21 protein-coding genes and 1 riboswitch are annotated in these 19,919 nt (G+C 48.5%); of the genes, 4 read left to right on the top strand and 17 right to left on the bottom strand.

The annotated features are described in order from the left end of the window. The 12 genes from H9X84_RS01710 to H9X84_RS01655 form a co-directional block, all read right to left on the bottom strand. The gene (locus H9X84_RS01710) at positions 1-1,377 is read right to left on the bottom strand and encodes a V-type ATP synthase subunit B (protein WP_205132596.1); all 1,377 of its coding nucleotides are present in this window, start codon (positions 1,375-1,377) and stop codon (positions 1-3) included. Next, positions 1,374-3,149: a V-type ATP synthase subunit A gene (locus H9X84_RS01705; RefSeq protein WP_205132595.1), complete on the bottom strand. Its 1,776-nt coding sequence runs from the start codon at positions 3,147-3,149 to the stop codon at positions 1,374-1,376. The genes H9X84_RS01710 and H9X84_RS01705 overlap by 4 nt, the downstream gene beginning before the upstream one ends. Positions 3,150-3,170: 21 nt before the next feature. Further along, entirely contained in the window at positions 3,171-3,488 is a 318-nt protein-coding gene (locus H9X84_RS01700) for a V-type ATP synthase subunit F (RefSeq protein ID WP_205132594.1), read from the bottom strand. Further along, positions 3,481-4,458, bottom strand: a complete 978-nt coding sequence (locus H9X84_RS01695) for a V-type ATP synthase subunit C (protein WP_205132593.1) — start codon at positions 4,456-4,458, stop codon at positions 3,481-3,483. Before H9X84_RS01695 ends, H9X84_RS01700 begins: the two co-directional genes overlap by 8 nt. 12 nt (positions 4,459-4,470) lie before the next feature. Continuing rightward, on the bottom strand, positions 4,471-5,031 hold the full coding sequence (locus H9X84_RS01690; RefSeq protein ID WP_205132592.1) for a V-type ATP synthase subunit E: 561 nt from the start codon (positions 5,029-5,031) through the stop codon (positions 4,471-4,473). A gap of 26 nt (positions 5,032-5,057) precedes the next feature. Beyond that, positions 5,058-5,546, bottom strand: a complete 489-nt coding sequence (locus H9X84_RS01685) for a V-type ATP synthase subunit K (protein WP_330612226.1) — start codon at positions 5,544-5,546, stop codon at positions 5,058-5,060. After that, positions 5,536-7,530, bottom strand: a complete 1,995-nt coding sequence (locus H9X84_RS01680) for a V-type ATP synthase subunit I (protein WP_205132590.1) — start codon at positions 7,528-7,530, stop codon at positions 5,536-5,538. Before H9X84_RS01680 ends, H9X84_RS01685 begins: the two co-directional genes overlap by 11 nt. Then, a complete protein-coding gene (locus tag H9X84_RS01675) occupies positions 7,517-7,843 on the bottom strand; it encodes a hypothetical protein (RefSeq protein ID WP_205132589.1) in 327 nt (108 codons plus the stop codon). Before H9X84_RS01675 ends, H9X84_RS01680 begins: the two co-directional genes overlap by 14 nt. 665 nt (positions 7,844-8,508) lie before the next feature. Continuing rightward, a complete protein-coding gene (locus tag H9X84_RS01670) occupies positions 8,509-8,937 on the bottom strand; it encodes an NUDIX hydrolase (protein ID WP_205132588.1) in 429 nt (142 codons plus the stop codon). Positions 8,938-8,975: 38 nt separating this feature from the next. Beyond that, positions 8,976-9,854 carry an Hsp33 family molecular chaperone HslO gene (hslO, locus tag H9X84_RS01665; protein ID WP_205132587.1) on the bottom strand — a complete coding sequence of 293 codons (879 nt, stop codon included), beginning with the start codon at positions 9,852-9,854 and terminating at the stop codon, positions 8,976-8,978. A gap of 1 nt (position 9,855) precedes the next feature. Further along, the gene (locus tag H9X84_RS01660) at positions 9,856-10,623 is read right to left on the bottom strand and encodes a class I SAM-dependent DNA methyltransferase (RefSeq protein WP_205132586.1); all 768 of its coding nucleotides are present in this window, start codon (positions 10,621-10,623) and stop codon (positions 9,856-9,858) included. 77 nt (positions 10,624-10,700) lie between these two features. Continuing rightward, on the bottom strand, positions 10,701-10,916 hold the full coding sequence (locus tag H9X84_RS01655) for a small, acid-soluble spore protein, alpha/beta type (protein WP_205132585.1): 216 nt from the start codon (positions 10,914-10,916) through the stop codon (positions 10,701-10,703). A gap of 146 nt (positions 10,917-11,062) precedes the next feature. Then, a riboswitch (Lysine riboswitch) is annotated at positions 11,063-11,242 on the top strand. Between the two features lie 116 nt (positions 11,243-11,358). Between H9X84_RS01655 and H9X84_RS01650 the strand changes: the two genes are divergently transcribed. The 4 genes from H9X84_RS01650 (at position 11,359) to H9X84_RS01635 (ending at position 16,428) form a co-directional block, all read left to right on the top strand. Further along, positions 11,359-12,354 carry an aspartate-semialdehyde dehydrogenase gene (locus H9X84_RS01650; protein ID WP_205132584.1) on the top strand — a complete coding sequence of 332 codons (996 nt, stop codon included), beginning with the start codon at positions 11,359-11,361 and terminating at the stop codon, positions 12,352-12,354. Between the two features lie 35 nt (positions 12,355-12,389). Then, on the top strand, positions 12,390-13,271 hold the full coding sequence (dapA, locus tag H9X84_RS01645; RefSeq protein WP_205132583.1) for a 4-hydroxy-tetrahydrodipicolinate synthase: 882 nt from the start codon (positions 12,390-12,392) through the stop codon (positions 13,269-13,271). Between the two features lie 88 nt (positions 13,272-13,359). Further along, a complete protein-coding gene (gene dapB, locus H9X84_RS01640; RefSeq protein WP_205132582.1) occupies positions 13,360-14,112 on the top strand; it encodes a 4-hydroxy-tetrahydrodipicolinate reductase in 753 nt (250 codons plus the stop codon). A gap of 108 nt (positions 14,113-14,220) precedes the next feature. Beyond that, positions 14,221-16,428, top strand: a complete 2,208-nt coding sequence (locus H9X84_RS01635; RefSeq protein ID WP_205132581.1) for a YhgE/Pip domain-containing protein — start codon at positions 14,221-14,223, stop codon at positions 16,426-16,428. A gap of 60 nt (positions 16,429-16,488) precedes the next feature. Here H9X84_RS01635 and H9X84_RS01630 read toward each other — a convergent pair whose 3' ends face one another. From H9X84_RS01630 to H9X84_RS01610, 5 genes are all read right to left on the bottom strand, one after another. Then, positions 16,489-16,971 (bottom strand): cob(I)yrinic acid a,c-diamide adenosyltransferase, encoded by a 483-nt coding sequence (locus tag H9X84_RS01630; RefSeq protein WP_205132580.1) that lies wholly within the window; start codon positions 16,969-16,971, stop codon positions 16,489-16,491. 21 nt (positions 16,972-16,992) lie between these two features. Beyond that, positions 16,993-17,676 carry a single-stranded DNA-binding protein gene (locus H9X84_RS01625; protein WP_205132579.1) on the bottom strand — a complete coding sequence of 228 codons (684 nt, stop codon included), beginning with the start codon at positions 17,674-17,676 and terminating at the stop codon, positions 16,993-16,995. A gap of 158 nt (positions 17,677-17,834) precedes the next feature. Beyond that, a complete protein-coding gene (locus H9X84_RS01620) occupies positions 17,835-18,155 on the bottom strand; it encodes a hypothetical protein (RefSeq protein ID WP_205132578.1) in 321 nt (106 codons plus the stop codon). A gap of 329 nt (positions 18,156-18,484) precedes the next feature. After that, complete coding sequence (locus H9X84_RS01615; protein WP_205132577.1) at positions 18,485-18,781, bottom strand: permease of phosphate ABC transporter; 297 nt, start codon at positions 18,779-18,781, stop codon at positions 18,485-18,487. An 11-nt stretch (positions 18,782-18,792) separates the two neighbouring features. Beyond that, entirely contained in the window at positions 18,793-19,863 is a 1,071-nt protein-coding gene (locus H9X84_RS01610; protein ID WP_205132576.1) for an FAD:protein FMN transferase, read from the bottom strand. Positions 19,864-19,919: the final 56 nt, after the last annotated feature.

Genomic DNA, 19,919 nt, shown 5'->3' with positions numbered 1-19,919 from the left:
TCACTCCTCATCCGGCAGATATTTTTCCAGATACTCGTCACGAATACGTTTGAGCTCACTCTTCGGCAGCATCCGCAGCAGCTTCCAGCCGGTATCCAATGTCTGTTCAATGGTACGGTCTGTACGGAAGCCCTGAGAAACATACTGTTTTTCAAATTCATCCGCAAATTTCGCATACATCAGGTCAGTCTCGGACAATGCGCTTTCGCCCAGGATTGCCATCAGTTCCTTCGCATCTTTACCACGGGAATAAGCCGCGAACAGCTGGTTCATGGTATCCGCATGGTCCTCTCTTGTCTTGTCTTTGCCGATACCTTTATCCTTCAGACGGGACAGGGACGGCAGTACGTCGATAGGAGGCTGGATACCTTTTTTATACAGGTCACGGCTCAGAATAATCTGGCCTTCTGTAATATATCCTGTCAAGTCGGGGATGGGATGTGTCTTATCATCCTCGGGCATAGTCAGGATGGGGATCATGGTAATAGAGCCGGGTTTTCCTTTGATACGTCCGGCACGTTCATACATGGTCGCCAAGTCAGTATACAGGTAACCAGGATAGCCACGGCGTCCGGGAACCTCTTTTTTCGCCGCGGATACTTCACGCAAAGCCTCGGCGTAGTTTGTAATATCGGTAATGATGACCAGTACGTGCATCCCCTGTTCAAATGCCAGGTATTCCGCAGCGGTCAGTGCCATACGAGGTGTGGATACACGCTCTACGGCAGGGTCGTTTGCCAGGTTTACAAATACAACGGAACGGTCGATGGCGCCTGTCTGACGGAAATCATTGATGAAGAATTCCGCATCTTCAAAGGTGATACCAACTGCCGCAAATACTACGGCGAATTTGGAATCAGTACCTCTTACTTTCGCCTGTCTGGCGATCTGTACTGCCAGATTTGCGTGAGGCAGACCGGAACCAGAGAAGATTGGCAGTTTCTGACCACGAACCAGTGTATTCAGACCATCAATGGCGGAAACGCCAGTCTGGATAAATTCCGCAGGGTATTCTCTTGCCGCAGGATTCAAAGGTGCGCCGTTAATATCCATTCTCTTTTCGGGAATGATTTCGGGGCCATTGTCGATGGGTTTGCCCATGCCGCTGAAGACACGTCCCAAAATGTCAGGGGAAACGCCAAAGTCCAGGCTCTTGCCCAAAAAACGCACTTTACTGTCGGAAAGGTTGATACCAGTAGCAGATTCAAACAGCTGTACCAGAGCAGTATCGCCGTTTACCTCCAGAACCTTGCATCTTCTTACCTCACCGTTTGCCAGCTCGATTTCACCCAGCTCGTCGTATTTTACGCCTTCAACACCGGATACAACCATCAGAGGGCCGGCAACTTCCTGAATGGAACGATATTCCTTTATCATAATTCCTCAGCCCCCTTCTGAATCAATTCTTTCATTTCGGATTTAATATCCTGCTCGATTTCATCGTAACTCTTGTCTACGTTGATCTCTTCCACATATTTTGCACGACCGATACGTTCTACAACGTCCAGCTTTGTGATCTTCTGGATGGGAACGCCCTGTTTGATAGCCTCCCCTGCTTCTTCATAGAAGTTCAGGATCAGTTTCAGCATACGATACTGCTTATGCAGAGAAGTGTATGTGTCCACTTCGTGGAAGGAGTTCTGATGCAGGAAGTCCTCACGAATGGAACGTGTTGTTTCCAGAATCAGTCTGTCGCTGTGAGACAGAGAGTCTACACCAACCAGCTGTACGATTTCCTGCAGTTCCGCTTCGGTCTGCAGCAGACGCATCGCCAGAGTACGTTGTTCGGAGAAATTGGGATCGACATTTTTGTCCGCCCAAACATCTACCTTATCCTGATACAGGGAGTAGCTGGTCAGCCAGTTAATAGCAGGGAAATGTCTCTTGTATGCCAGAGACGAATCCAGACCCCAGAATACCTTGACGATACGCAGTGTCGCCTGAGATACAGGTTCGGAAGTATCGCCGCCGGGAGGGGATACCGCACCGATGGCTGTCAGAGTCCCCATTCTGTTGTCAGAACCCAGGCAGACTACGCGGCCGGCTCTTTCATAGAACTGTGCCAGACGGGAACCCAGGTATGCAGGGTAGCCTTCTTCACCGGGCATTTCTTCCAGACGACCGGACATTTCACGCAGCGCCTCAGCCCAACGGGAAGTGGAGTCTGCCATCAGCGCTACACTGTAACCCATATCACGGAAATATTCCGCAATGGTAATGCCTGTGTAAATGGATGCTTCCCGGGCCGCTACGGGCATATCGGAAGTATTTGCGATCAGAACGGTTCTCTGCATCAGAGACTCGCCGGTACGAGGGTCTTTCAGTTCGGGGAACTCGTTCAGTACGTCTGTCATTTCGTTGCCGCGCTCGCCGCAGCCGATGTATACAACGATATCCGCATCCGCCCATTTTGCCAGCTGATGCTGTGTTACTGTCTTACCGCTGCCAAAGGGGCCAGGGATAGCAGCAACGCCGCCCTTTGTAATGGGGAAGAACGTATCGATAACCCTCTGACCTGTTACCAGCAGAGAGTCGGGTGTTTCTTTTACCTTGTAAGGTCTTTCCTTACGAACGGGCCATTTCTGCATCATGGTTACTTCGATGTCTTTGCCTTTTTCATCTGTAATGATACATACGGTTTCTTCTACTGTGAAGTCACCGATATAGATTTCCTTGATGGTGCCCTTTACACCAACGGGTACCATAATACGGCATTCTACTACCGCTGTTTCCTGTACCTTGCCGATGATGTCGCCGCTTTTTACTTTATCGCCGACCTGGCAGGCAGGTTCAAATTTCCATTTTTTCTCGCGATCCAAAGAAGGTGCCTCTACGCCCTTATGGATATTTGTGCCGCTCAGCTCATACAGCCGTTCCAGCGGACGCTGAATCCCATCATAAATGGTAGAGATCAGGCCGGGGCCCAGCTCAACGCTCAAAGGCATCCCTGTGGAAACAACTTCCTCACCAGGGCCCAGACCGGATGTTTCTTCATATACCTGAATAGATGCTCTGTCCCCGTGCATCTCGATGATCTCACCGATCAAGTGCTTGTCGGATACACGTACCACGTCGAACATATTGGCTTCCCTCATGTTCTCCGCGATGACCAACGGGCCGGACACCTTCACTATCGTGCCTGCTTTCATATCTTCACTCACCTACAATCCTTATTCACCAAATAGTATATCCGCACCGATGGCACGTTTCGCCGACTCTCTTACTTCGTTCATACCCAGGCCCATGCTGCCGCCGATGCCCGGAATCACGATGATCGCCGGTAATTCAAAATCCTTATATTTCGCAATACTCTCTTTCGCCTGCAAGCTGGCTTCTTCCGTGATATAAATGATCGCGTACTCTTTTTCCGCCAGATTGTGGATGGTCTTTTTGATGTCCTCGGGAGTATACGCGGGAAAAATATTGATTCCCAGAGCGAGGAAGCCCAGAATACTGTCTTTATCGCCAATGATACCAACTTTAGACATATACTTCTCTCACCCTTTCTTTGATGATCTCCGCATCGATCTCATGCATTTTGCAAGTCAGAATGATCCGGACGCATTTCGCTTCTGTTTCCTTTGCCAGTATATAGGCAACAACCGGTTCCGGTGTCAGTGTTTTATACTTGGCTTCTTTTACATAGTCCATCAGATAATCGTCACAGGCCTTTTCAAATACCGTAAAGCCCTGCTCCATATTCTGTTCACACAGAGAACCATATGCCGTTTCCTTCAACACCGGAATCAGGCTCTCGTCCCGGAAAGCCCGGACAAAAATATCCAGCCGGATACTGCCGCCGACAACATAAGCGTCCTCAAATGCCTGGAAAGGCCGTCTCATCATTTTTACGCGCAGCGCTGTTTTCAGATTTGTCAGATCCGCCAGGATCATAACATACTTCTGCACAAAGCGGTTTTTCATTTCCGCCGCTCTGGCCGCCATTGCCGCAAAGCAGGCTTTATCCAGAACTGTATCAATGTACTGGCCGTTTTTCGTCTTTGCGTACAAGGCAATGGCCTCTTCCACAGCATCTCCGTCAATGGTAGGCAGCTCCGCGTAATTGCGTTCCCGGAAACTCTTTACCAGAACCTCCAGCGGGATAGTACCGCCTCTGACCAGCAGACGCTTGCCGCTGACACGGGAAATTTCCTCCTTAATCAGAACTTTCACATTGTGATAGTCGTTTTTATAAAGGAAAATATCAATCAGCGCTTCGTCCGGGATCAATTTCGCCACGGAAGTATAGGTTTCCTCCAAATGGCTCTCGATCATCTGCTCAAACTGATGCACATCCTGAATCTGTGTCTTGCCATAAGCGGTATCCGACAGCATACGTACTGCCTCCTCCACAGATTTGGCTTCCGCCATCTGCATCAGCTTCTGCTTGCTCAGCAGCTTGTTTTCCATGGAACGAACGCTCGCCACGGCGAAAGGGTAAATTTTATTTTTAGACATTTCTACCCCTCCTTAAAACAATATTTTCGCTGCTGTCTGCTGAATCTCTTCTTTTTCTACCATAATGATCGCTTCAAAGGAATAGTTATATTCGATATCGCCGTTCTTTACAATAAAACCGCCATCGATCTCTCTTGTTTCGTCGGACAGCACCAGTCCCTTTTCGGCAATCACAGCCGCCAGACGGGAATGATCCTTTTCAGAAACGATGATTTCCTTGCCTTCCGCAGGGTCCAGACGATCCAGCATACCGCCAATGACTTTTGCATATTCCTCATCAGGCAGCTGTTCCAGTCTTGTTTTTGCCTCGTCGATTACCTCGCTCAAAATGGCCTGCTTTTCCTGCAGCAGGGATTTTTTCGCTTCCATTTCAGCGCCGGAAACCTCTTTGGCATGTGCCTTTCTGGCTTCTTCCTCAGCTCTTTTGCGGTAGGATTCCTTTTCCTTGCGGGCTTTTTCCTGGGCCGCCTTTAAAATGGCGTCTGCCTCTTTTTTGCCCTGACCCAGGATTACCTGGATCTCCTTATCCGCTTCCTGCATGATTCTGTCTATAATGATTTTACCGTCATTCATAGGAGTGATTCCTCCTTTTTTACGAATTACAGCTGGAGGCTGTTGAGCATCAGGAAGGATACCAACAGCGCCAATACTGCGTATGTTTCTACCATAGCCGCAAACAGCATACCTTTTGCCAGCTCACTGGGTCTTTTGCCTACCAACATAACGCCTGCTGCCGCTGCCTTGCCCTGAGCGATGGCAGAAACCAGACCAACGATACCGATGGGCAGGGATGCCATAAAAATGGATGCGCCCTGTGCTACGGACAGATCCAGCATACCGTCGCCGCCCAACAAACCTACTTTAACCATTACGATGAAGGCGATCAGCAGGCCATAAATGCCCTGTGTGCCGGGCAGAGCCTGCAGCAGCAGAACCTGACCGAATTTATTGGGGTCTTCGGATACAACACCGGCAGCAGCCTGACCTGCTACACCTACACCCAAAGCACTGCCGATACCGCCCAACGCTGCGGCGATCGCCGCGCCGGATAATGCCAATACCTGACCGTTTAATAAACTATCTACCATCTTCAACATCCTCCTCTATAATCTTGATATATTTGGTCTTTCTTTCAAAAGGACGGAACTCTCTGCCGCCGCCTGTATAAAATTTACCGAAGAATTCAACGTACTGCAGTCTGCAGGAATGTACGAACGCGCCCAGAGCATTGATCGCGATATTAAATACCGTACCTGCCAGGAACACAACGATCAAAACGATGGAACCAACGATGCCGCCGCCTGCCAGGGAGCCCAGCGTGTTGACAACCTGCGCTACTACGCCGGTCGCCAGACCCAGCGCCAGCAGTCTGGAATAGGAAAGCACGTCAGACAGGTAGCTGGTGATGCCGTAGAGGCTGCCCAGACCGCCTGTAATCTTGCCAATGCCTTTTTTCTTTCTGCCGCCGGTCAAAAGGATGCCAACAGCGCCGACGATGGCCATATATTTGCCTACCGCAGGGAAGGCGCTTCCCAGGGTACCGCCGAAACCGAAGAGTACCAGACCGATCAGAAGCAAATACCAAAGGCCGATGTCAAATACCGCATCCAGCGGATGACCGTCTCTGATGTACATATAGGCCTGCACGCCCATACCAACGAAGATGTGAATTCCGCCCAGAATCAGGGAGAAGATCAGCAGCTTCATAGGTTCTTCCAGAGGGTTGAACCAGATCGCCGGAATGGTAAAGTCCACGCCGAACATGGTCCTTGCGGCCACGGTGAAAAAGTCACCGAACCAACCGCCAAACAATGCGCCCCACATAAATGTGGAAATACCGCAGTAGAAGAACATTTTAAACATACGATACATGGTGCCTTCCAGCTTGTATTTCTTCAATACAATGGCACATCCCACAGAAAGGATAATACCATATGCCGCGTCGGAGAGCATCAGCCCGAAGAACAGGAAATAAAATGGCGCCAGAAGCGCTGTGGGGTCCACATCATGACGGGAAGGAAGGCTGTACATTCCTGTAATTCCCTCAAATGCCGTTACCACACCGTTGTTGTGCAGCAGAATCGGCACTTCCTCGTCGGGATCCGGTTCCTTGATCTCATAATAAAACTTATAATCCCGAAGCAAAGATTCCACTTTGTCCCGACTTCTTTTCGGAAGCCAGCCGTCAAAATAGAATACTGTTTCCGTGCTCAGCATATCTCCGACTATGCGGGCTCTGTCACGCCGCATCGTCAAGCTGTCGTAAAGGAATTCGATATCTTTTCTTACCGGAGCCATACCGCCCAGAATGGTTTCGTTTTCCTTTATCTTTTCTTCCAGCTCTGTTATCTGGCCTTCATAAGCCGTTACCAGATCCGCCGGCTTGCCCTTGCTGTCAGAAAGCGTGATCGGCGAGAAATTATATTCCCGCAGAGCTTCTAGTGCTTTTTCTCTCTCCTCTTTCAGAGAGATCAGCGCAAGGTATTTCTGCTGCTGATCGGCGCTGATTTCCAAAACCACTGCCGACGGCGCTTCCGCCGGAACTTTTGTCATTACCTGAGACGTATTGGTCTTGGCACTGACTGTTCCCAGCATCATGCAGGCAAACTCTGTTTCCGACATCTCCAGAGGAACATCCAGCTTTTCCCAGGGCTTCAGACCGGCGATCACCGTACGCAGACGATTGATCTCACTTTGGGCATCGGCAATGGCCTTTGCCGCCTGAACCGCTTTGTCCACATTCCGTTCTGTTGCCGTTTTGGTTTCGTCCATATAGCGAACGAATTCATTTCTGCGGATTTCCTTTCTGGTATGAATCAGGGGTTTTTTCCCTGTATCATACCTGCCGATGGCATCCAGCGCCACACTGACGCGGGAAAGATCGGCTTCCAGTCGGGATACATCCGCGCTGTTACTGGTCCGGAAAATGTCTGGCATCCATTCCTCATCATTGACAACGCCCTCCTGGGAATTGATCTCTACAACCCCCAGACGCATCAATTCATGGAGAAAAGGTGTACGGCTGCTGTTCAAACCGATGACAGAGAGCTTGCACATCTCAACAACTGCCATAAGTTCCCACAACCTTTCCGATTACCGCCTGAATTGCTTTTTCCTTTTTGCCTGCAGCCTGACTTCTGATTTCCGAACAAGCCTCCTGGGCATCGCGGCGAATCCCCTGAATGGTAACCACACTGTCTTCCACAGCGCGCGCTACTGCGTCATCGATCTCCCGCAGGCCCTCTTTGCGGGTGCTGTCCAGCAGGGCCGTGCTCTGTGCCTTTGCTTCCGCCTTCATATTTTCGGCTTCCGCATTGGCCTGACGTTTCTTTTCCACAGCCTGTGCTTCCGCATCCACAATACTTTTCAAAATTTCATAAGCCACCTTCATCACCTCTCTTGCTGCAATTTTTTGTTACTGTCTGCATAGGTGTTTCATGTTCCGATACAAAACATATTGTTAATAATATAACATAATCATGTTTCCAGTAATACCCTGTACCCTTCCACGCAAACCAATGCATTTCCTTCCTTTCCCATTCATTTAACACAAAAAAGGAAAACATTTTGCCGGTAAAAAATGTCAAAATTTTATAAGTTTTATCGGCAAATCCGGGGTATGACTTGTATTTATACCATACCTTATTTTAAATAATACTGGAACGATTCCATAATGTCAATATGCACTTCCGCCCCGTTGTTTATATAAAAATGCAGAATCGTCGACATTATTGTTAAAATTAAATCGAAATATATTTCTCAGAAAAACAAAATCCTTAATTTATCGGGATTTGTCTATGGTATTTTGCATACTATTTATTAGCACACAAAATCTAAAGTCGTGAATACTTCTACTGTTCAAAAAAAAGCTATTGTGAATTCACACAAAATAGACTTGTCTTTTTCATGGTTTTTTTACATATTTTTAACATTTGTTTCCGCAAAATAAACGGATTCCCTTGAAAAAATTACACATAACATTGGGTTTTGCAGGATTTTCTTCATTCTGATTTTCTTCACAAAAAAACGCGTTCTTTGCCATAGGCAAAATCACGCGTTTTTCCCAAACTGCTCCAGGCCCCGGAGCAGATCCCGTTTCATCCAAAAAGGCAGTGTGCTCTGCGCCACTTCCTCTCCGGTCATCCATATGTATGCTTCATGTTCCTCACTCAGGCGTACCTCTCCCGCTTCCCAGCGGCACGCATAAGTGAAGATGCAGAGGTGAACCTGCCGCCGTATCACATCGAACATGGAAACCGGCGTTCCGATGCTGACCTGGAGCGTTGTCTCTTCCCGAATCTCCCGCCGAAGTCCATCCTCTGCCTTTTCGTAAAAATGCAGTCCGCCTCCGGGGAGATCCCATTTCTGGTATTTATTCATGTAGCTGCATTCCATTTCCCGACGGGAACGGCGCAGTACAAGAACTTTATCCTCTTTCACAATGACTGCCTTCACAGCCACGGCAAAATCACGCTTCACAGGCTCACCTCCTTTTTTCTCCCTTCACAATCAAAAAATCATTTCGCACTTTCCAGCAAAGTCCGCAGTTCCTCTTCCGTAAAATCGTACTCTTTGGAACAGAAATGACAATGCAGGTTTGCTTTTTTGTCCTCATTGATGATCTTTTCCAGTTCTTCCTTACCAATACTGATTAAGGCCTTTTCTACACGTTCCTTCGTGCAGTTGCAGTAGAATTCCGCAGGTACCTTGTCCATGATCTTCAAATCCATATCTCCCAGAATCATCTCCAGGATATCCTCCGGTGTTTTTCCCATATCCAGAAGATCTGTCATATAAGGAATGGTGTTCAGCCTCTGTTCCAAGGTAGAAATCGCTTCTTCCGTTGCGTCCGGCAGCAGCTGAATCATAAAACCGCCTGCCTGACGGATAGAAGTGTCTGTATCCACCAGTACACCAAGACCTACCGCGGAAGGCACCTGTTCCGACTGAGCGTAATAATATGTCAGATCCTCCGCGATCTCACCGCTGATCAGCTTGATCCGCCCCGCGTAGGGTTCCTTCAGGCCGATATCCTTGATGACGCTTAAATAGCCTTCGCCAATGGCACCGCTGACATCCAGCTTGCCCGGATACTTACAGGGGATATCCACACTGGGATTAAACACATATCCCTTGACTCTGCACTGGGCGTCCCCGGAAACCACAATGCCTTTCAGCGGCCCCAGGCTCCGGATCTGAAGGGTCACCAGATCCTTCTCCCCCTTCAGCATGCTGCCCATCATAGCAGCCGCTGTCAGCATTCTCCCTAATGCGGCAGACGCCACAGGAGAGGTATGATGAATTTCTCTGGCGTGCTGCACCAGATTTTTTGTGCTGGCCGCAAAGGCACGGATGCTGCCGTTGCCCGCCGTTGCTCTGATTACATAATCCTGCATCTCATTCTTCCTCCGTTTTCTCTTTCCTCTTTTTTGCCAGAACACAGATTCTCTGGCACGTTTCTTCCGGCGCCTGCCAGCGGTAATCATCATAGACACCCGCCACACAAAGGCCGTTTTCTTCTAAGGCCTGCTCTATTTCTTCCATAGAATAGGCTCTTTCATAATGATATTCCTCTGTTCTTTCATAGCTGCCATCCGGGCGGCGCAGAAAGAAATTGACCGCATATTCATTGATGGAGTCTTCCTCGTCATAGGTATTCTCCCAGATATAGGCCGCATCCTCTTCCACGGAAGCATAGGTGTTGTCTCCGTAGATCTCCCGGAATTTGTAGGCTGTATTCATATCAAAGAAAAACAGCCCATCCTCCGCCAAATGTTCTGCCACACAGCCAAAGGCTGCCGACAGTTCGCCATCCTCTGTCAGATAGTTCAGACAGTCACAAAGACTGATGATACAGTCTGCCTTTTCCGGCAGGGAAAATTCCGTCATATCCTGGGCAAGCAGCCTGGCGGAAAGATTTTCCTGACGCAGCTTGTGCTCCGCCTGAGCCAGCATATCATAGGAGAGATCCACTCCCGTCATTTCATAGCCCGCTCTGGCCAGAGGCAGCAGAACATTGCCCGTACCACAGCCCAGATCCGTAATCCTTTGGGGATGTACCCCCTCCTTCTGCCAGATCTCCCTGAGAAAGTCGATCCATGCTTCATAGGGTATCTCATCCATAAAAATATCATATACTGACGCAAAGAGCTGATAAGTCTCCATTGGTCTCCTCCCTCATTCGATCCTGCCATAGTCTAATTTTAAATTATATCTCCTATGACATTCTAATGCAAGTATTTTTATAGGGTTTCCTGCTGTTTTGGCTGTTCTTTTTTACATTCCCGTTTCCGCTTCCCCATAATGCCCCCGATACGTCCGCTTTCCCGTGAAGTCAGCGCCTTCCAACCCTCCTTTTCTATTTTGTCCGCCAATCCCAGTTCTGCCGCAATCTCATATTTCATAGCCAGATCCGCCTTCTGCGCCGGTGTCAGTTCTTTTTTCTTTTTCTGTTCCATACAAAACGCCTCCTTTTTGCCATAGGATGCGCCAAAATCCCCTTTTTCTTTCCTGCAAAAATGGATTTCCCGCTTTTTTTGGAAAAACCGCAGAAATGGTTTGACAGAATCACTTTCTTTTGCTAGACTATACCATAAGTAAATACAAAGGAAGTAGAGGTGCATTTTTCAAGAGTACCCGGGCGAATATCATAAGGGATACACGAAGCTCGGCAAAAGGGGAAAATGCCGAAGAAGGAAAGAGCCTTATCTGTTTTCTTCTGGTTGTGCGGATAAGATCCGTATGACTGTCATTGGGTCTTCCCCAATGGAGCGCTACGATCTCATTTTACCATGGAGAAATCACTTTATTTTCTATGGTTTTTTGCAGTCGGCAGCGCCGGCTCTTTTTTGTTTCTACGGATACAATAAATCAATACATAGGAAAGAAGGTATCTTTAAAATGAAGAAAGTAAATCTTGCCGTTGTAGGCGCAACAGGTATGGTAGGCAGAACCTTTTTGAAGGTTTTGGAAGAAAGACAGCTGCCCATTGAAAATTTTTATGTAATGGCATCCAGCCGTTCCGCAGGCTCCACCCTTACCTTCAACGGGAAGGAATATGTGGTAGAAGAACTGACAGAGCACTCTTTCGATAAACCCATTGATATTGCCCTGTTCTCCGCAGGCGGCAGCACCAGCGAGAAATTTGCTCCTATCGCGGCGGCCCACGGCTGTATCGTCATCGACAACAGTTCTCAGTGGCGTATGGACCCGGAAGTACCTCTGGTCGTTCCCGAAGTAAATCCCGAAGATATCGCCTGGCACAAAAACATCATTGCCAACCCCAACTGCTCCACCATTCAGGCCATGGTTGCTTTGAAGCCTCTGGACGACAAATATAAAATCAAACGTGTGGTATATTCCACATATCAGGCAGTATCCGGCGCAGGTCTGGCAGGCTGGAAGGATCTGGAGAACGGTCTGAAAGGCGAAGCTCCCAAGAAGTTCCCTCACCCCATCGCCAACAACTGCCTGCCCCATATTGACGTATTCCTGGACAACGGCTATACCAAAGAAGAAATGAAAATGGTAAACGAAACCAGAAAAATCCTGCATAACGACAATATGCGCGTAACAGCAACTACCGTTCGTGTGCCTGTATTCGACAGCCACAGCGAATCTATCAATATTGAATTTGAAAAACCCTTCGATCTGGATGAACTGATCGAAACATTAAGAAACGCACCGGGCGTTGTTCTGCAGAACAATTCTCAGGAAAATGAATATCCTCTGGCCATCAACGCGGCAGGTCATGATGAAGTATTCATCGGGCGTATCCGTCGCGACGAAAGCGTAGAAAGCGGCGTTAACCTCTGGGTTGTAGCTGACAACATCAGAAAAGGCGCAGCCACCAACGCAGTACAGATCGCAGAAGAAATTATTAAAAATATGCAGTAAACATCATCAGGAGATTTTTAAGGAGGTAAATGATTATGTCTATTTTTAAAGGCGCGGGCGTAGCCCTGGTAACACCTACATATGCTGACGGCAGTGTAAACTTTGACAAACTGAAAGAACTCATCGAATTCCAGATCGCCAATGAGACAGACGCTCTGATTATCTGCGGCACCACCGGTGAAGCATCCACACTGAGCGATGAAGTACAGATCGAATGTGTTCGTTATGCCAAAGAAGTGGCAAACGGCCGCGTTCCCGTAATTGCCGGCGCAGGCAGCAACGATACCGCACACTGCATCGAACTGGCGCAGGGTTGTGAAAAAGCAGGCGCAGACGCTGTTCTGCTGGTAACCCCCTACTACAACAAAGCAACACAGAAGGGCCTGATCCTGCACTATACCGCAGTAGCAAACAGCATCAAGATTCCCGTAATCCTGTACAATGTTCCCGGCCGTACCGGCTGCAACATCGCTCCCAAAACAGTTTATGAACTGTCCAAGGTAGAAAATATCGTAGCCGTAAAAGAAGCCAGCGGCAACTTCTCTCAGATCGCTGAGATCGCTGCACTGTGCGGACCCGATTTCGATATTTACAGCGGCAACGATGACCAGATCGTTCCCATGCTGGCATTGGGCGCAAAAGGCGTTATTTCCGTACTGTCTAACGTAGCACCCAAAAACACCCATGATATGGTTGCTAAATTCTTCGCCGGCGATATTGAAGGCGCAGCAAAACTGCAGCTGGATGCCATCGAACTGATTAACGCGCTGTTCTGCGAAGTAAATCCTATTCCTGTAAAAGCCGCCCTGAACCTGATGGGCTATGAGGTAGGTCCCTGCCGTATGCCTCTGTGCGATATGGAAGAAAAGAATCTGGAAACACTGAAGACCGCTCTGAAAAACTACGGTCTGCTGTAATTCAATATTACAATCAAAAGCCCGTCTGCCTGTTCTGTTTCAGACAAGGCACCACGGGCTTTCCCATTTTATAAGGAGGTTTTGACTTATGACAAATATTATTATCCATGGCTGCGGCGGCAGAATGGGCCATGTCGTTGCTGAAATCATTAAAAATGATCCCCAGTGCCAGGTAGTAGCAGGCATTGATCCCACCACACCCACGCTGGATTTCCCTGTTTTCGCTTCTCCCGCGGAATGTACCATAAAAGGCGACGTTATCATTGACTTCTCCACCGCCACAGCGGTACCCGCTCTGCTGGACTACGCCAAGGAAACACAGACCCCCGTTGTTCTGTGTACCACAGCGCTTTCCGATGATACTCTGGCAAAAATGAAGGAAACATCCCATCATGTTGCCATCCTGAAATCCGCCAATATGTCCGTCGGCATCAATCTGCTGCTGGATCTGGTACAGCGTGCGGCAAATATCCTTTATGACGCAAACTTCGATATTGAGATCATCGAAAAACACCATAACCAGAAAATTGACGCCCCCAGCGGCACCGCAGTAGCTCTGGCAGACGCCATCAACGAAGCTCTGGACCACCAGCTTCACTATGTATATGACCGTTCCCAGAAACGGGAAAAGAGAGAACGCACCGAGATCGGTATGCACGCGCTGCGCGGCGGTACCATTGTCGGTGAGCATGATGTGGTTTTCGCAGGACGGGATGAAGTGATCACCCTTAGCCACCACGCTGCCAGCCGTGAAGTATTCGCGGTCGGCGCGGTAAAAGCGGCAAAATTCCTGGCTGGCCAGCCCGCCGGTCTGTACTCCATGAAGGAAGTTCTGGCATAAGCAGATTTCAATTAAATATAGATGCGACAAAGCAGCACAATTGTCTATTGTGCTGCTTTGTTTTTTCTTTCATAATTGGATTACGAAAAATCTGAATGGAGGACTCACATGAGAACTATCTGGTACATATTCCGAAAAGACCTTTTATCTGTATTCCGAAATCCTTTTGCGGCCCTGATTGCCGCGGGCATTATGCTTCTGCCGTCCTTGTACGCCTGGTTTAATATCGCGGCCAACTGGGACCCCTACGGCAATACCGGCGGGTTAAAAGTCGCTGTTGTCAATGAGGATATGGGCTTTCGGCCCGCGGATCTGGATCTGCCGGAACATGCGGAAAGCCTTCTTTCCGACACAGAAATCAATATCGGGGAAATGGTCATAGACAATCTGAAGAAAAACAATCAAATCGGATGGCAGTTTGTAGATGAAGAGGATGCCATGAATGGTGTTTCCGATGGTTCTTATTACGCCGCCGTCGTGATCCCCGCCTCTTTCAGCCGGGATATCGCCAGTATACTGACAGAAGATGTGACCCATCCGGAAATCGCCTATTATGTCAATGAGAAGAAAAACGCCATCGCCACCAAAATTACGGACAAAGGCGTAGGCACTATCCAGCAGCAGGTGAACGAATCCTTTGTGGGCGCCGTTTCTCAGGCCCTCTCTTCCGTTATGAATCTTGCGGGAGAAGGCCTGTCCGAATTGGAAAATAAAGTCTCCTCTAATGTTCTGGAAATCCTTTCACGGATGCAGGAGGATACCAAACTCCTTTCTACTAATTTAAAGGCCCTTGAAGGGACTCTGCGGGCCGCGCAGCAAATTGGAGACACCGCCCGTGATCTTTTGCCGGATTTTTCCGAAATACTGCCAGAAGGTCAGATCAAGACGGAAAACATGACTTCCGCCATTGATGCCGCCCATCTGCTCACCAAAAGGACGCTGGATCAAATGGATGACATTCTCTCCTCTATGGACGATCTGGCTGCCGCGGCGGAAAACGCTTCTGATTTTGCCTGTTCCATTGCCGAAACAGATAGCGTCAAAGTGCAGTCCGCCCTCCAAAAGGCCATTGACCTGAACCAGAAGCTCCTGCGTCTTCAGGAAGGTATTTCTGCCGGTCTGACGGAATTGGACCATTTTCTTCCCGGAGACAGCCACCCCGCCACAGAGACGCTCCTGCAAAAAATGAGCGCCCAGATCGACCGCACCCAACTCATAATTGATCGGCTCTATACGGCAAAATCTAACGTCTCCAAAGGTGTACAGCTTTCCGAAAGCCTGTTGAACGAGCTTTCCCAAAATTATGATGCTCTGGAGAACGCCCAGAGAGATCTGGAGCAATATTATCGTAAAAATGTAAAAAATGATTTGTTGACTTCTCTGGATGACATATATGACGTCCTTTCTGCCGCTTCCAACCGGATGGCCCTGCTGGAATCCAGCCTGCCCCATACAGAAGCGACGCTGGACGGTCTGGATATAACTTATGCACATCTTTTGGATGCCCTTTCTCAGCTGAATACGGCCGTAGATTACATGAACGATCATATGGACAGAATTTATCATGAAGGGGAAAAACTTGCGGCTGGAGGCGATTTAGACCAGCTCCTGCGGCTGATACAGACTGACCCGGAGTCCATCAGTGAATTTATGGCCTCCCCTGTGACGCTGACCACCCATAAGCTCTACCCTATTGAGAATTACGGCTCCGCCATGACGCCCTTTTACACTGTCCTTTGTCTTTGGGTTGGCGGTCTGATTCTTGCGGCCATTCTTAAATGCGAAATACGGGAAGATGACGTCATTGCCAAAGCGACCCATTGGCAGAAGTATCTGGGGCGGTATATGATCTTTTTACTCTTTGCTGTTGTACAGGGGATCGTTGTGGCGGCAGGAGATCTCTTGCTTCTAAAAATACAATGTCTCCATCCCGGACATTTCGTACTGGCCGCCATTTACACCGCTTTTGTATTCAGCCTTTTCATCTATACACTGACCATCTCCTTCGGAGACGTGGGCAAAGCCATCGCAGTAGTTTTTCTGGTGATTCAGGTAGCCGGAGCTGGCGGCACCTTCCCCATTGAAGTAACGCCGCTGTTTTTCCGTGTACTGAATCCGCTGATGCCCTTTACTCATATGATTAACGCCATGCGGGAGTGTGTCGGCGGTATGTATGAAAACGCCTATTGGATGGATTTTTTGAAGACATCCCCTTTTATCCCGATTTCTCTGCTGATCGGTATTGTGCTGCGTACACCGCTGATCCGCCTGAAGCATTTCTTTGAAGAAAAACTGGAGGAAACCGGCCTGATGTAACCATAAAAAAGCGTGGACAACTCCATCTGAGTTTTCCACGCTTTCTATTTTCCTGATTGATTATTTTTCCGGAACGATCTGATAAATACTGTTGGCTCTTTCTGCCACACCACCGGGCAAGCCAGACCCCGTTAATATCATATCCATATTTTCCGGCCGCTTTTCCATCAGCGCAACTACATCCGTCTCCGGAAGGAAGCCCTCTTCGACACATTCCAGAATACCATCCAGCATCAGCATCTCACACTCGCCTGTATCCAGGATTTTTTTGGCGAAATTATAGGCATTGCGGATCTCTCCGGCGATTTCCTTTCGGATCTCCTCCGTAATGACCTCGCCAGTACGGTTTTTCTCGAAATGGAACACACGAAAATCCGGTTCCAGTTTTTCCAGAAGCGCCATCTCCTTGTGGCTATGGTAATCCATAAACTGGATCATTACGACCCGAAGATCTTCTCCCAAAGCACGCAGGCCTCTGCCCAGCGCCACGCAAGTTTTTCCTTTTCCCGCCCCGTAATATACTGAAATTTGTCCTTGCTTCACTTTTGTTCAACTCCTGTTTTTTTATACGGTCGGCGTTACGCCTTCCCCGCCTTTTTCCGTCTTTTCCCCTGTATGTCCTTCCGCCAGACTGATCTGGGAAACCGAAACCTCATAGGCCACTCTTTCCTCCACCACATCTCCCAGTTTTTTCTGGTAGGTGCGGCTTTGAATACGGCCTCGGATTTCAATGGGAGTACCTACCTGTACCGTATCCACGTACCGGGCATTCCTGCCCCATACAATACAGGGGATATAGTCTGATTTATTATAGGCTCGGTTCACTGCCACCAGAATATCGGAGATTTCCCGGCCAAAGGGAGTCTTTCGGTAAATAGGTTTTTTACAGATATATCCCTGCAAATGAATCTCATTGACCGCCGCCGTAGTCTCCTCCGGACGAAGGGACAGCTCTCTGGCGAATATGGTCAATACCAAACGGCTCTTTGTTTCTGTGTAATTATTATAACTGCGCAGCTGGCCAACTATGCGTATCCTGCTGCCTTTTTTCAATTCTCCGCCGGAAACTGCCAAAATCCTTTCAGAAATCATCACCGGAAGGATATCCGCCTGATCGCTCAAACGTTCCGAGGCAATCTTAAATGTGTAAAACCCTTCTCCGTATACTTCATGGCTGAAAGCCGCTTCTTCCGCTACGATCCCCGTAACAGTCACTTTGTTGTTCTCCGGCCAATTATTTATCTGCATGCTTTCTCCCCTTTTCTCTGCCAAAAAAAATTTCTTTTCAGCATTGCTTTTCTTTAAACAGTCTATTCCGCAAAAACACGTTTAGAAGTCTGTTTTAAAAAAGCGCCTTTTCCGCATCGGCGAAATTCTTTCTCCGTCCTCGCGGGAAAGTATTTTTGTTACAACGATTCGGTCTCTTCCGCCATTATATTTTTTCCGTTGCGGAAAACAAAACCGATCTTCACGCAGTCTATGGCGACGACCATGGTATAATCCTTTGTTTTATAGATCAAAGGCTGTCCGCCCTTTTTCACCACGACAGCATCGACCTTTTTCCCCTCTTTCGTCCAGTAGGAAAGGAAGAAAAAGTCCTCCGACTCCTTGACTGTCCATTCCAGATCAAGCAGGGGCTTGATGAAAAAATCACTGTCACAACCAAAAAAATCCACTACTCTTTTTCTGGACTGCTCAAAATCCAGAACTGGTTCCCTTTTCGCCATACACGCCTCCATTTGTTTCTACATTCTCTCTCTATGGTACTGATTACAAGGACAAATGTCAATATCAACCTCTGGTCCCAAAGGAAGGGTACAACAGAAAAAACCTTGCAAAATCAAGGAAAATCCTTCCTTTCCACAACCAGAAATTTTTTCTGTTTTTTTTGCACAAGCCCCAAAAACCCAAAGGAAAAATCCCCATTCTCATGCAACTTTCACAGTTTTCTCTTCCCGGCTTTGGCAAACACTTTCCAAAAAATGCAGGAAGGCCGAAAATCTCCCTTCCCGCGGGAAATCCTCGGCCCGATTTTCTTCCTGTCTTGCCACATGGATCACTCTTCTTCTACGATCCGCATGATAAATCCTTCTTCGTCCTCACCATCGGCAGTCTCCTCCTCTGTTTCCGCCGCGCAGCAGGGGCAAAACTCCTTGAGAAAACGTACTGCCAGCAGCGCAGTTGACGCAACAAACAATACCCCGCTCACTGCCAGAGCAGGTTTCTTTTTCTCTCTGGGCAGACTTAACCCCAGCATCACGCCAAAAGCGCAAATACAGGTTTTCATCAGCGCAAGATCCTTCCATTCGCATTCCAGAACATAACCGTTCAGCAAAGCAAGTAATTTTTTCATGGCCGTCCTCCTTATCTGTTCACCGTTTCATATGTAAAGTCATTGTCACGCCCTTCAAAGGAAAATACCGCCGCGGCCCCTTCTGTGGCAATGACTCTGCCGTCCTCTGTAATCAATACCGCCTCAAAATCATCGCTGTTTCGCCAGAAATCCAGTGCTCGATCCAGCCCCATAACGAACAGCGCCGTAGAAAGGGCATCCGCCTTTGTGCCGTCCTCACTCAGGATCGTCACGGACAGCAAGCCGCTTTCCGCCGGATAGCCTGTATCGGGATCAATAATATGGTGATACCGTTTGCCGTCCTGCTCAAAATACCGCTGATAGCCGCCGGAAGTAATCAGGAAACAGTCAGAAACCTGGAACAGTCCCACATAATCTGTTTCGTCCAATGGATTCGCCAAGGCAGCCTCCCATAAAGAGCCGTCCGGTTTTGTACCGATACAAGCCAGATTTCCTCCCAGAGAAATCAGTGCCGATTCTACGCCTTCCTGCCGCAGCAGATCCGCTACCACATCGGAAGCATATCCCTTGGCAATGGCCCCCAGATCTACCGCCATGCCTTCCTCCTCCAGATAAGCGGTATTATTTTCTTCCATCAGAAGCTGGTCCTCATCTACCAATGCCATAGCCTGGTCGATTTCCGTCTGAGAAGGCACATGATGCTCTTCCTCCGTAAATCCCCACAGCTTGACCACAGGGGAAATGGTAATATCAAAGCTGCCGCCGGTCTCAGTGGAAATCTCTTTGCTGGTTTTCAAAAGAGCGTATGTTTCCTCTGAAAGCGCAGTTTCCTCTTTTCCGGCGTTAGCGTTCAGTTTGGAAATATCACTGTCAGCCTTTGTAACAGAAAACAGTCCTTCTAAACGCTGGATCTCCTGCTCCACCTCCAGCAAAAGCTCCTCGCCTCTCTCGTCATATATAGTGGTATTGATCACCGTATCCATGGCCAGTGTCATGGAATCATACCGGTCTTCTTCCTTTTGCTGCTGCAGCATCTGCTGGGCTTGCTCCCGTCTTGCGGCACAGCCGGAACAAAGCATCATACCGCCCAACAGGCATAACATCATCCGTTTTCCCTTCATCCTTCTTCTCCTTTGACAATCTTTGTTTTTATTTTACATGGCAAAATGTCCTCTGT

This window comes from Anaerotignum lactatifermentans (genome assembly GCF_016902535.1).
Lineage (GTDB): Bacteria > Bacillota > Clostridia > Lachnospirales > Anaerotignaceae > Anaerotignum > Anaerotignum lactatifermentans_A.
This window is presented reverse-complemented; position numbering and strand designations above follow the sequence as displayed.